Source organism: Dietzia massiliensis, assembly GCF_018390595.1.
GTDB classification, from domain to species: domain Bacteria; phylum Actinomycetota; class Actinomycetes; order Mycobacteriales; family Mycobacteriaceae; genus Dietzia; species Dietzia massiliensis.
Window position 1 is genome coordinate 1 of the sequence record NZ_JAHBAV010000008.1, and the last position, 12798, is coordinate 12798.

A 12798-nucleotide genomic window follows, 5' to 3' on the forward strand; every position below is an offset into this window, starting at 1 on the left:
GCGCGGCGGCGCAGCGTCTGGTGGCCTGTTACGCGCTGCTGCAGGAGTGTTGGCGCGAGTACGGGCACGGCGTCGACGGCAGCCACGAGGCCCGCCCCGGCCACGCCGTTGTTGACGGCCTCGTCGCCGCGGCCGGGTATGTGGTGGCGGCGATGTCCATCTCCGCCAGGCGCGCGGAGAAGATGCTGTCCTTCTCCTGGGAACTGCACACCCGCTACCCGGCCATCCTGGAGGCCATGGCCGCCGGGCTGATGGAACAACGCGTCGCCGAACTGCTGGCCCGGCAGATGGCCACCGTCCGCGGGGACGTGTTGGATCAGGTCCAACGTCAGGTCGTCGAGGACTACCTCAACGGTGTCGCCGCCGGGATCCGTCTGGGCGACAAGGCCCTGCGCGATGAGATCGACGCCGTCATCGGCCGCCACGACCCCGACGCCATCCGGCTACGCAAAGAAGACGCCAGCCGCACCCGCGGCGTACGCATCGGCAAGGGCGTCGACGGCATGTCCAGCGTCTCCGCCCTGCTGGCAACCGAGGAAGCCGCCGTGTTGGCCGAAGCCCTCGACCAGCGGGTCGCCGACCAGGACGCCGCCGACGCCGCCGCCGCGGCTGCTGCCGCGCGGGCCGCCGATCCCGATACCGACCCGGACGAGCCCGAGCCGGAGCCGCACTACTCCAAAGCAGAACGCCGCGCCGACGCCCTGATGTCCCTGATCTGCGGCGACACCCCCACCAACCCCGACACCGACACCGCCACCGACGACGCTAACGGCGCTGCGGGCGCGCCCGCCACCGGCGGCACCGGTCAGGCGCCGGTGTTGCGGCCGAAGGTCACCGTCATCGCCACCGGCGACAACGGCCGTGACGAGCACGGCGCGCGGGTGGAGTTCACCCGCACCGGCGAAGCCGCCCTGCAGACCCTGATGGAAATGCTCGCCACCTCGGATGGGGCCACCTTCGAGCAGGTCGATCCCCGCATCGGCGCCGCCGACGACACCGACGCCGCCCTGAGATACCGGCCCGGTGCCGAGTTGGCGCGCCGGGTCCGGCTCCGCGACGGCACCTGCCGCCACCCCGGGTGCACGATCCCCGCCGACGATTGTGACCTGGATCATGTGGTGCCGTTCAACCATGCCGACCCCGCCGCCGGTGGCCAGACGGTGGAGGCGAATCTGGTGGCCCAGTGCCGGCGCCATCACCGGTTCAAAACCTTCTCCGACTGGACCTACAAGTTGGAGCCCGACGGCACCCTGATCGTGACCACCCCCGACGGCACCGTCATGCTCACCCGCCCCGACGGGCCGCTGGCCCAGCATCGGCGCGAGCAACAACGCGACGAGGCCGAGGCCTGGGCGCGTCAGCAGCGCCGCAACCCCAGCCCCGTTTACGGGGCCGGGGTCCTGGACGAGGCGACCTACTTCGCCCGCCGCGCGCAACGCCTGGCCCGCGAACGCGCCCGCAACGCCGCCGAGGCCCGCGCCGCGACCTCGCCGCCACCTGAGGCCGCGGACGAGACCGCGGGCAGCTCGCCCGCCGCGGCGCCTGCCGAGACCGACGCCGCCCCGCACTCGGCCCCGGCCCCTCGAGGAAGGGTGACCCCCGCCGCGGCCAGCCGCTGGTGGCAACGCAACAAACCCACCGACAGCGCCCTGGAAAAAGCCATCCTCCACGCCCTTCACGAGCACCTCGACGAACTCCTCCAACCACCACCACCCTTCTGAGGCGGGAGGAAGTGCGAGCCCGAGGTGATGCCGCTGCGACCTGGCGACCTCAGACGAAGCGGCGGCTGACCTTCTCCGGAAGCAGCGTGAGCAGCGGGCCGATCGCCTTCCACGGCTTGGCCGGGACGAGCGCGCGGACAGGCTCCGCATCGATCGTCTTGACCAGCGCATCGACGCCTTCGTCGAACTCCGTCATCAGCGCCGTCTTCACCGATCGGTTGATGTCCGTCCGGATGTAACCGGGCAGGATGTCCGTCACCTTGATGCGGCTGCCGGCGCTGTCGAGCTCGGCGTACATCCCCTGCGCCAGGGCCGAGACGAACGCCTTGGTGGCGCCGTACGTGTTCTGCGCCTTGGGCATCCCGCGCAGCGAGCTCACCGACGAGATGAACACGAGGTGCCCCTCGCCGCGAGCGAGCAGCAGCTGCGTCGCCGCCTCGGCCTGGTTGAGAGTGCCGATCACGTTCACCATCGCGGTCTCGCGATTGGCGTGCGCCTTGCCCGTGCCGATCGAGGCGCCCTTGCCCAGACCGGCATTGAGCACGAACCGGTCGATCCCGCCGAGCTCCGCGTCCAGCTCGCCGAAGACCCGCTCCACCGCATCCGCGTCGGCCACGTCGAGCTCGCGAACGGCGACGGTGATCGACGGATTGGCGGCCACCAACTCGGCGCGGAGCTCCTCGAGGCGGTCGAGACGCCGCGCGCACAGTGCCAGGTTCTTCCCCTGCGCCGCCCAGCGGCGGGCCATACCCTCGCCGAGTCCGGAACTGGCGCCGGTGATCAGGATCGTCTTGCGGTCGGTCACGAGTTCTCCTCCGTTGGCGATGCGCCCAGTGTGGCACGTCGCGGCTGGCAGGACGGGCAACGGTACGCGATGCGATCGAGCGAATCGCTCGGCTCGTCGGGGTTCGCGAGGCCGCCGAGGCGGAAGGTCTCCACCTCGGTCCCACACCGTCGGCACGGCTTGCCGTCGCGGCCGTACACCCACAGCTCGCGGCCGCGCCGGGTCTCGCCCGTGGTCACCCGGACGACACGGTCGGCGTTGGCCACCAACATCTTGCGCGCGAGCCTCACCATCGCCGGGAGATCCCGGACCGTCTCGACGGGATCGCGCGGGTCCACTCCCCGCACGAAGCACAACTCGGCGCGGTAGACGGTGCCGATGCCCGCGAGGTTGCGCTGGTCGAGGAGCGCCTCGCCGATAGTGCGGGTGGGCCGTTCCTCGATGCGTCGCACGACCTCGGCGACGCTGGCCACCGGATCCCAGTCGGCACCGAGGAGGTCGGGCCCGAGGTGCTCGACGGCCTCGTCGGCTTCGGCAGGCGACAGGGCGCGCAGGAACCCGAGTTCGGTGCCCACCACCTCGACGTCGCCCGCGCGCAGCACGAGGCGGGCGGTATGCGCGGCAAACCGCCACCGCTCCCCGGCGCGGAGCACGAGGACCCGGCCCTCCATCTTGAGGTGGAGGTGGAGGGTGACCGGGTCACGCCCCTGGTCGTCGGGTCCGATGTCGACGAAGAGGTGCTTGCCCCGCGACCGGGCCGCCTCCACGGTCCTACCTCGCAGGTCGACCGCCGCGAACCTCGGCACCCGGAGTTCGGCCCGGTCGAGGGTCCGACCGGCGAGCGCGGCGTCGACCCGCGTGGCCGCGCGGTGGACCGTGTCTCCCTCGGGCACGCCTCACCACCCCAGTTCGCGGCAGCCGCCGACGCCGGCGGTCTCGATCTGCACGGTGACGTGCTCGATCCCGTGCTCGTCGAACAGGACACGGCGGGCGTCGTCGAGCACCTCGGCGTGGTCCGCGTCCGGGGCGACGACCAGGTGGACGGTCCCCACGTCCATCCCGGACGTGAGGGTCCAGAGATGGAGGTCGTGCACCTCCTTCACGTCGCGCAGGTCGCCGAGCTGGGCCTCGACCGCCGCGGGCTCGACACCGGCCGGGGCGTGCTGGGCCAGGACGGCGAGCACCTGCCGGCCGAGCGCCACCGCGCGGACCACGATGAACACGGCGATCGCCACGGCCACCACGAGGTCCCAGACCGTCGACCCGGTGGTGCGTATCAGCAGCGCGGCCGCGATCACCCCGACCGACCCGGCGGCGTCGGCGAGGACCTCGAGGTAGGCGCCGCGTACCGCGAGGCTCTCGTCGGATCCGCTACGGAGCAGCAGGAGGGAGATGACGTTGACGACCAGGCCGAGCACGCCGACGAGGAGCATCGTCCCGGTGGCGACGGGCGCATCGGAGCCGAACCGGCCGAGCGCCTCGACCAGGACGTACACGCCCATGCCGAGCATGATGAGCACGGCGAGGCCGGAGGCGAAGATCTCCACGCGGTAGCGGCCGAACGTCCGCTGGCCGGTGGAGTCGGGGCGGGTGGCGATGATCGTCGCGAGAAAAGCCGCGCCGAGCGCGACGACGTCGGCCCCCATGTGGCCGGCGTCAGAGAGCAGGGCGAGGGAGCCGGAGAGCAGGCCGGCGACCAGTTCGACGACGAAGAACGCCGCCGTCAGCGCGAACGCGATCGCCAGCCTGGCGCGGTGGCGTCCACCGGCATGTCCGGCGGGACGGGCGTGGGTGTGCCCCGGGCCGTGACCGCCGCGCGTGCCGTGCGCGTGACCGACTCCCATCCGACGACCCCCTCCCATATATGCACCAATGCGCATATTCTAACTAATCGGGCGTGGGGCCTCAAGGGCGTCAGCGTCGGATTCGCAGTCCCTTGGGCGTGATACCGAAACCGGCGGCCTCGAACGCGGCGGCGTGCGGCGAGCCGTGCACGGGCTCTCCGCCGAGCGTGGTGACGGTCAACGGGCCGACCGCTCCCGAGCGGACGGCGTCGACGAGCGCACCGGCGGCGAGAGGCACCGCTCCGGTGCGGTCGTCAAAGACGAGGACGGTGCGCCCGCCCCGTTCGACGAACAGCACGCAGATCCCGTCGACCAACACCACGAGAGCGCCGGCCTTCCGGCCGGGCCGGTGACCCGAACCGCCCACGCCTGCCGCGTCGCCTCCGCCCGCCGCGCCGCCACCGGTGGGCGCGGCGGCCGGCCAGGGCAGCGCGGCGCCGTAGGGGTTGGCGGGATCGGTGGCGGCGAGGACCCGGACGGAGGGTTCGTCGGTGCCGGAGGGCCAGTGGGCGTCGTCGGCGGTGTCGTCGAACGTGCGCAGGCGGTCGATCGTGTTGCCGGCCGCGAACTGCGCTGCGCCGAGGCCGTCGACGAAGTACCCACGGCGACAGCGGCCCGAATCCTCCATCTGCGCCAACACCTTGTACACGGCGGCGAACCCGCCGGGGATCTCCTCGGCCTCGACCGCGCCCCGGGTGACGACGCCGTGGCGCAGCAGGAGGGTCTCGGCCCAGGCGTGCGCCCGCAGCGTGGCGTCGGTGATCGGCTCCGGGACCAGGGACCAGCGGCCCGCCAGCACGGGTGGCGTCCTCGTCCCCGCCGCGACCGCGCCGTTGAGCTGCGCCATCGCGGTGCGGCCGAACCTGGCGCGACGTGGGCGGGCGGAGGCGCGAGGCGACCGGTGCGCGGTCCCCGACCCCGAGGAGCCGCCGCCGGCGAGCACCGCGCGCAGCGGTGCGAGCGTGTCGTTGGTGACGACCCCGTCCCACACGAGGTCCCAGAGGGCGTCGCGCACCGCGGCCTCGGTGACGGCGGGCGCGGGGTCGGAGGGGGCGGGGTCGGTGAGTGCGTTCTTGACCGCGGTGACGATGTCGCGGAAGAACAGGGCTCCGTAGCGCAGGGAGTCGACGACGGCGAGGTGGACCGGCCCCTCCGGCTGCGGTCGCTCCAGGGGCAGGGTGGCGCCGGCGGAATCGGCCGGGTGCAGGGAGACCCAGCCGTCGCGGGCTCCGGCACGTCCGCGCCCGCTCCAGATGACCTCTCCCCCGGCCAGGAGTTCGTCGAGCATCGCCGGGGAGTAGTCGCTCACCCGGGGCGCCAGGACGAGCGGTTCCAGGGCGGAGGCGGGAAGCGCGAGCCCGTCGAGTTGCTCGATCACCGCGAGCAACCCGTCGACGCCGGATTCGGCGCCCGAGCCCAGGCTCTGCCACCCGGGCAGGAAGCGGCCCAGCGCGGAGTGGGACACCGGTTCGATCTGCGAGCGCAGCGCCGCCAGCGATCGGCGGCGGATGTGGCGCAGCACCTCGGCGTCGCTCCACTCGGGCCCCGTCGCACCGGGGCGGAACTCGCCGGCCAGCAGCGTGCCGGAGGAGGTCAGCCGGTCGAGTACGCCGCGTACGACCGCCACGCCGAGTCCGAATCGCTCGGCGACCGCCTCGATCGAGAAGGGCCCGTGGGTGCGCGCGTAGCGGCGGATCAGCTCACCCAGCGGGTCGTCGACGTCGCCGAGGAAGGCCGACGGCACGCCGGGCGGAGGCGGGACGCCGAGGCCGTCGCGGAGCCGGGCCACGTCCTCGACCCCGGCCCACCAGCTGCGGCCGGAGTGCTCCACCGGCACGATCCGCCACGTCCGGGCCAACTCGTCGAGCCAGCCCGGGACCGCGTCGGGATCGGCGGACCGTGCGGTGATCTCGTCGACGGTGAGCGGACCGAGCAGCCGGAGCAGGTCGACCACCGCCTCGGCGTCGCGCGCCGCGCGCTCGGGCTCGAGGTGCTGCAGGCGTCGCTCGATCGAGTCGAGGACCTCTACGTCGAGCAGTTCGCGCAGCTCGACGCGGCCCAGCAGCTGACCGAGCAGGCCGGGATCGATGCTCAGGGCGGCGGCCCGCTTCTCGGCGAGCGGCGAGTCACCCTCGTAGAGGAAGGCGCCGACGTAGTCGAAGAGCAGCGACTGCGCGAACGGCGAGGCGCCGGGCGTGTCCACCTCGACGATCCGCACTGTGCGCGACTCGATCTCTCCCAGCAGCCGCTCGAGTGCGGGCACGTCGTAGACGTCCTGGAGGCACTCGCGCACCGCCTCGAGGATCATCGGGAAGTCCGGATATCTCCGCGCGACGTCGAGCAGCTGCGCGGATTTCTGACGCTGCTGCCACAGCGGGGCCCGCCGGCCCGGATCCAGCCGGGGGAACAGCAGGGCGCGCGCGGAACACTCGCGGAAGCGTGAGGCGAACAGCGCCGACCCGCCCACGTGCCGGGTCACCAGATCGACCGCCTCCTCCGCACCGATCGCGAACGTCTCGGCTCCCGGGCGCGCGCCCCCCTCGCCGTCGTCACCCGTATCGGGGACCCGGAGGATGATGCCGTCGTCGGACACCACCGGCACCGCGTCGAAGCCGTGCGCGGCGGCCAGCCGGGCGCGTACCGCCTCCGCCCACGGCCAGTGCACCCGCGCGCCGAACGGCGAGTGCAGCACGATCCGCCAGTCCCCCACCTCGTCGCGGAACCGCTCCACGACCAGGGTCGTGTCGCTGGGCACGTGGCCGGTCGCCTCGCGCTGATCGGCCAGATACCGCCGCAGGTTGGCGGCGGCATAGGTGTCGAGGCCGGCCGCGTCCAGGCGCGCGGTGACCTCCGCCTCCGACCCGGCCGACACCTCGCGAAGGAACCCGCCGAGGGCGCGGCCGAGTTCGGCGGGCCGGCCCTGGTCGTCGCCCAGCCAGAACGGCAGCCGTCCGGAACCGCCGGGCGCGGGAGAGACCAGCACGCGGTCATGGGTGATCTCCTCGACGCGCCAACTCGACGCGCCCAGGGCGAACACGTCGCCGACCCGCGATTCGTAGACCATCTCCTCGTCGAGCTCGCCGACGCGGGTGGCCTTCTCCCCCACCATGAACACGCCGAACAGGCCGCGGTCCGGGATCGTGCCGCCGGAGGTGACGGCCAGTCGCTGGGCGCCGGGCCGGCCGGTGAGGGTGCCGGCGTCGCGGTCCCACACCAGGCGCGGCTTGAGCTCCGCGAAGTCCGCGGACGGGTACTTGCCGGCGAGCATGTCGAGGGTGGCCTCGAACGCCGATCGCGGCAGCCCGGCGTACGGGGCGGTGCGCCGGACGGCCGAGAACCACTCCTCCACGTCGATGGGCTCGAGCGCGCACGCGGCCACGGTCTGCTGCGCCAGCACGTCGAGCGGGTTGGCGATCACCGTGAGTTCCTCGATCGCGCCCGCGAGCATCCGCTCGACCGTCACCGCGCTGTGCACGAGGTCCGCGCGGTGCTTGGGGTACACCACGGCCCGCGACACCTCGCCGACCTGGTGTCCCGCGCGGCCCACGCGCTGCAGCCCCGATGCCACCGACGGCGGGGACTCGACCTGCACGACCAGATCCACCGCTCCCATGTCGATACCCAGCTCGAGCGAGGAGGTCGCCACCACCGCGCGGAGCCGGCCCGATTTGAGTGCGTCCTCGATGATCGCCCGGCGTTCCTTGGACACCGACCCGTGGTGGGCCATGGCCAGTTCCGGCGGCGCCCCGCGCGAGACCTCCGACGGCACCATGAGCTGCGCGGGCGGCCGGGCGGGGGGCTCGGGGAGCGACCCGGGGTCGGTGTCCTCGGCGTAGATCTCGTTGAGCCGTGCGGTGAGCCGCTCGGCCAGGCGCCGGGAGTTGACGAACACGATGGTCGAACGGTGGGCGGTCACGAGGTCCACGACCTGACGCTCCACATGCGGCCAGATGGAGCCCTGCCCCGGGGTGCCGGGCGGCGCGGTGACCTCCGGGGCCGAGGAGGACAGGTCCGCCATGTCCTCCACCGGCACGCGAACCGACAGCTCGAAGCCCTTGTCCGACCCGGGCGCCACGATCGTGGTGGGCCGCTCCCCCGCGAGGAAGCGGGCGACCTCGCTGTGCGGCCGCACCGTCGCCGACAGCCCCACGCGCTGCGCGGGTGTATCGAGCAGCTCGTCGAGCCGCTCGAGACTGAGTGCTAGATGCGCCCCCCGCTTGCTGCCGGCGACCGCGTGGATCTCGTCGATAATGACTGTGTCCACCGTGGCGAGGGTCTCCCGCGCGGCGGAGGTGAGGAGCAGGAACAGCGACTCCGGGGTGGTCACGAGGATGTGCGGCGGCCGGGCGCGCTGGCGGCGACGCTCGTCTGGCGGGGTGTCACCGGTGCGGATCCCGACGGTGACGTCCGGCGTCGGCACCCCTATCGACGCGGCCTCGCGTGCGATCCCCGCGAGCGGCGCGCGCAGGTTGCGCTCGACGTCCACCGCGAGGGCCTTGAGCGGCGAGATGTAGAGAACACGGGTGCCCGGGCCGGGGTCCGGCGCGCCGTCCCGGTCGCCGAGCAACAGACCGTCGAGTGCGGCGAGGAACGCCGACAGGGTCTTGCCCGAACCGGTGGGCGCCACGACCAGGGTGTGCGATCCGCCGGCGAGCGCGGTCCACGCGCCCTCCTGGGCGGCGGTGGGCGCGTCGAACGCACCACGGAACCAGGAGGCGGTGGCCGGGTGGAACCGGTCCAGGGCGGCGGGCATGAACTCATGATGGCCTACGCCTACGACAGGACGCCCCACGACAGGGCGGCCGACGACACAGGCCGCCGCGCGCCGCCTGCTCCGTAGAGTGAGGGCATGCGCGAACTCAGCGACCACGACCTGGCCTACCACCTCGCCACGGGCATCGGGGACATCGTCCGGGGTACCCGAGCCGGCGGGTTGCTGCACGGGCGGTCGCTCGCGCGGGTCGCCAACGAGGTCGCCCAGAACTGGACCGACGAGGTGCTCGCGGTGCACCGGCCGGACGACGGCACCCTGTCGGAGGGCGTCACCGACGACCTGAGTCGCCTGGACAAGTCGCGCGTGTGGATCATCGACGTGATCGACGGGACCAAGGAGTTCTCGACCGGCCGCTCGGACTGGTCGGTGCACGTGGCGCTCGTGGTGGACGGCCGGCCCGCCCTCGCCTCGGTGGGTCTGCCCGACTCGGGCCGGGTGTTCCGGTCGGATCAGGTCGACCACGTCGACGGGCCGCCCTCCGGCACGATGGTGATCAGCCGCAACAACCCGCCGGCCGGCGTGCACGAGATCGCCGGTGAGCTCGGGCTGCGCGTGCGTCCGATGGGCTCCGCCGGGGCCAAGATGCTCTCGGTGCTGCTCGGCGACGCCGATGTCTATCTCCACGCCGGCGGTCAGTACGAGTGGGACCAGGCCGCTCCGGTCGCGGTGGCGCTGGCGTCCGGGTTGCACGCGTCCCGGCCCGACGGCTCGCCGATCGAGTTCAACAAGTCCGACGCCCATTCCCCGGACATCCTCGTGTGTCGACCGGATCTCACGGAGAAGGTGCTGGCCGCCACGGCGGGCTGGTCGGTGTGAGCTCCAGTGGGTCGACGTGAGCAGAGTGGGTCGGCCCCCGGAATTTCAGTAGACTCCGCCTCATGACCGTCCCCACCCCGTACGAGGATCTGCTCCGGCTCGTCCTGGAAGAGGGCACCCCGAAGGCGGATCGCACGGGAACGGGCACGCGGAGCCTGTTCGGCCACCAGCTGCGCTACGACCTGTCCCGCGGCTTCCCCCTCCTCACGACCAAGCGGGTCCACTTCAAGTCGGTCGCCTACGAGTTGCTGTGGTTCCTGCGCGGCGACTCGAATGTGCGGTGGCTGCAGGACCACGGCGTGAGCATCTGGGACGAGTGGGCGGACGAGGCCGGCGAGCTCGGCCCGGTCTACGGCGTCCAGTGGCGGTCGTGGCCCACCCCGGACGGCCGGCACATCGACCAGATCGCGGCGGCCGTGGACCTGCTGCGTACGGACCCGAACTCGCGGCGCAACATCGTCAGCGCGTGGAACGTCAGCGACCTCTCGCAGATGGCGCTGCCGCCGTGTCACCTGCTGTTCCAGTTCTACGTGGCCGACGGGAAACTCAGCTGCCAGCTCTACCAGCGCAGCGCCGACCTCTTCCTGGGCGTGCCGTTCAATATCGCCTCGTACTCCCTCCTCACGCACATGGTCGCGCAGCAGGTGGGCCTCGAGGTGGGCGAGTTCGTCTGGACCGGCGGGGACTGCCACATCTACGACAACCACGTCGAGCAGGTGCGCACCCAGCTGGAGCGTGAGCCGTACCCGTACCCGGAGCTACGACTGCGGAAGGCGGAGTCGATCTTCGACTACCGGTTCGAGGACTTCGAGGTCGTCGGCTACGAGCACCACCCGGGCATCAAGGCCCCGGTCGCGGTCTGAGCCGGCGCCGTGGCGGTGCGGATGGTGTGGGCACAGGCCCGCGGCGGGGTGATCGGTGACGGCCGGGACATGCCGTGGCATATCCCCGAGGACCTGGCCTTCTTCAAGCAGGCCACCGTCGGACGTCCCGTGGTGATGGGCCGCGCGACGTGGGACTCCCTGCCGGAGCGGTTCCGCCCCCTGCCGGGGCGCCGCAACATCGTGTGCACGCGGGACGCCGGGTGGGCGGCCGACGGCGCCGAGCGCGCCGGGTCAGTGGACGCCGCGTTGGCCTCGGCGGGTCGCGACGCGGTCGTGATGGGCGGCGGTCAGGTCTACGCCGCCGCGCTGCCCGCGGCCGACGAGTGCCTGGTGACCGAGATCGACGCCGACGCGCCCGGGACCGTGCTGGCGCCCACGTTGGACGCGGCGTGGGAGCGGGTGGAGGTCGGCGAGTGGATCACCGATCCGCGGAGCCGCGTCGACGGGTACGACGACGAGGTGCGGCACCGGCATACCGTGTGGCGTCGCCGGGAGCGCTAGAACCACTTCCAGGTCTTGGGGATCTTCTCCCCCGCGGCGAGGATCTTGATCTTGGCGGTGGCCATGAAGCCGTTGATCTCGATGTCGCGGTGCGGGCCGCCGTGGACCTCGTAGCGTCCCTCGTCGATCTTGAGATCGGTCATCCTCCGGTTCCCGGTGATCGTGACCGAGACGCCCGGCGGGAGCAGCACCCGGGCGTTGGCGGCCCACAGGTCCAGCTGGAGGTGCGTGCGGGGGCGGTCGACGACGGCCTCGCGGGCGTCGAGGTAGATCTCCCCCATCCACGAGGTGAGCCGGTAGTCGTCCGGTAACATCCACCGCCCCTCGCGCTTGAGGGTGTCGAAGATCGAGGTGGTCTTCTGGCCCTCGTCCACGGCGATGGCGGCGCCGGGTCGGGAGGCGGGCGGGCCCGCGCGGTGCGCGGCGGCTGGGGCGGCCGGGTCGGGATCGGCGGGCAGTCCGCTCAGGGCGACCTCTAGTTCGGCGGGGCAGGTGGCCGCCCAGATCTTGGCTGCACGGTCGGAGAACTCGGCGAGCGAGAGCTCACCGCGCCCCACCATCGGGCCAGTGCTCTGGGGTCGTTGTCCTGCTCCGGATCCATGTCGGCGGTGACCTTGGCGTCGGCCACGCCGATCGTGATAATGGCCTTCTCCGCCAAGAGGCCCCAGGTCATCCCGGGCAGCTCGGCCTTGGCCTGCTCGACGTCCGTGTAGACGTGGGTCGCACCGAACTCCTTGGCCTTGGCGAGCTTGGTCTCGTCGGTGTCGATCGCGAGGATGAAGCGGGCGCCGGCGTGCCTGGCGCCCTGGATCGCGTTGATGCCGATGCCACCGATGCCGAAGACCACGACGGTGTCGCCGGCCTTGACGTCGGCGGAGTAGACCGCCGAGCCCCACCCCGTGGTGACACCGCAGCCGACGAGCGCGGCGACCTCGAAGGGGATCCAGTCCTGGATCTTGACCACCGAGTTCATGTTGGCGACGGTGTACTGCGAGAACGTTCCGAGCGTGCACATGGCGCCGGCGGTCTCGCCATTGTCCAGGGCGAAGGGGTACCGGCCGTCGGCCATGACGCCGAAGGTGCCGTTCAGGCCGCCATCACAGAGGTTGGACATGCCACGGGCACACGCCGGGCACTTGCCGCACGCGGGGATGAACGAGCCCACCACGTGGTCACCGGGCTGGACGTGGGTGACACCCTCACCGACGGCCTCGACCACGCCCGCGCCCTCGTGCCCCAGGACGATCGGGAGCCGACCGGGCAGGTCCCCGGTCCGCATGTGCAGGTCCGAGTGGCACAGGCCGGCGACCTTCCACTTGACCAGCACCTCACCGAAGTGGGGCCCGTCGAGCTCGGCCTCGACGATCTCGAACGGCTTACCGATCTCACGGGCGATTACGGCCTTGGTCTTCACTGCGACTCCCTCCGGGCGCGACGGTGGTCACCCCCGTCACTGGAACGTGTTCTCGTCACA

General features: G+C 72.2%; 10 protein-coding genes. 4 read left to right on the plus strand and 6 right to left on the minus strand.

Going from position 1 to position 12798, the window contains the following annotated elements:
• On the plus strand, positions 1 to 1721 hold a 1721-nt coding region (locus KHA85_RS03430; protein ID WP_213184815.1), incomplete at its 5' end, for an HNH endonuclease signature motif containing protein.
• A gap of 49 nt (positions 1722 to 1770) precedes the next feature.
• Here the strand turns inward: KHA85_RS03430 and KHA85_RS03435 are convergent.
• From KHA85_RS03435 to KHA85_RS03450, 4 genes are all read right to left on the minus strand, one after another.
• Positions 1771 to 2526 carry an SDR family oxidoreductase gene (locus KHA85_RS03435; RefSeq protein WP_213184816.1) on the minus strand — a complete coding sequence of 252 codons (756 nt, stop codon included), beginning with the start codon at positions 2524 to 2526 and terminating at the stop codon, positions 1771 to 1773.
• Positions 2523 to 3398 carry a DNA-formamidopyrimidine glycosylase family protein gene (locus tag KHA85_RS03440; protein ID WP_213184817.1) on the minus strand — a complete coding sequence of 292 codons (876 nt, stop codon included), beginning with the start codon at positions 3396 to 3398 and terminating at the stop codon, positions 2523 to 2525. Before KHA85_RS03440 ends, KHA85_RS03435 begins: the two co-directional genes overlap by 4 nt.
• A 3-nt stretch (positions 3399 to 3401) precedes the next feature.
• On the minus strand, positions 3402 to 4349 hold the full coding sequence (locus KHA85_RS03445; RefSeq protein WP_213184818.1) for a cation diffusion facilitator family transporter: 948 nt from the start codon (positions 4347 to 4349) through the stop codon (positions 3402 to 3404).
• Positions 4350 to 4419: 70 nt separating this feature from the next.
• Complete coding sequence (locus tag KHA85_RS03450) at positions 4420 to 9102, minus strand: ATP-dependent helicase (RefSeq protein WP_213184819.1); 4683 nt, start codon at positions 9100 to 9102, stop codon at positions 4420 to 4422.
• Between the two features lie 96 nt (positions 9103 to 9198).
• On the opposite strand from KHA85_RS03450, the gene KHA85_RS03455 reads away from it, so the two are divergent.
• The 3 genes from KHA85_RS03455 (at position 9199) to KHA85_RS03465 (ending at position 11324) form a co-directional block, all read left to right on the plus strand.
• Positions 9199 to 9939: a 3'(2'),5'-bisphosphate nucleotidase CysQ gene (locus tag KHA85_RS03455; RefSeq protein ID WP_063971921.1), complete on the plus strand. Its 741-nt coding sequence runs from the start codon at positions 9199 to 9201 to the stop codon at positions 9937 to 9939.
• Positions 9940 to 10001: 62 nt separating this feature from the next.
• A complete protein-coding gene (locus KHA85_RS03460; protein WP_213184820.1) occupies positions 10002 to 10802 on the plus strand; it encodes a thymidylate synthase in 801 nt (266 codons plus the stop codon).
• A 21-nt stretch (positions 10803 to 10823) separates the two neighbouring features.
• On the plus strand, positions 10824 to 11324 hold the full coding sequence (locus KHA85_RS03465; RefSeq protein WP_213184821.1) for a dihydrofolate reductase: 501 nt from the start codon (positions 10824 to 10826) through the stop codon (positions 11322 to 11324).
• Here KHA85_RS03465 and KHA85_RS03470 read toward each other — a convergent pair.
• Together KHA85_RS03470 and KHA85_RS03475 are read right to left on the minus strand one after the other, a co-directional pair.
• The gene (locus KHA85_RS03470) at positions 11321 to 11884 is read right to left on the minus strand and encodes a DUF1707 domain-containing protein (RefSeq protein ID WP_236885125.1); all 564 of its coding nucleotides are present in this window, start codon (positions 11882 to 11884) and stop codon (positions 11321 to 11323) included. The two genes, KHA85_RS03465 and KHA85_RS03470, sit on opposite strands and share 4 nt — an antisense overlap.
• Positions 11800 to 12738, minus strand: coding sequence for an alcohol dehydrogenase catalytic domain-containing protein (locus KHA85_RS03475; protein WP_308936846.1), 939 nt, complete (start codon positions 12736 to 12738; stop codon positions 11800 to 11802). The genes KHA85_RS03470 and KHA85_RS03475 overlap by 85 nt, the downstream gene beginning before the upstream one ends.
• Positions 12739 to 12798: the final 60 nt, after the last annotated feature.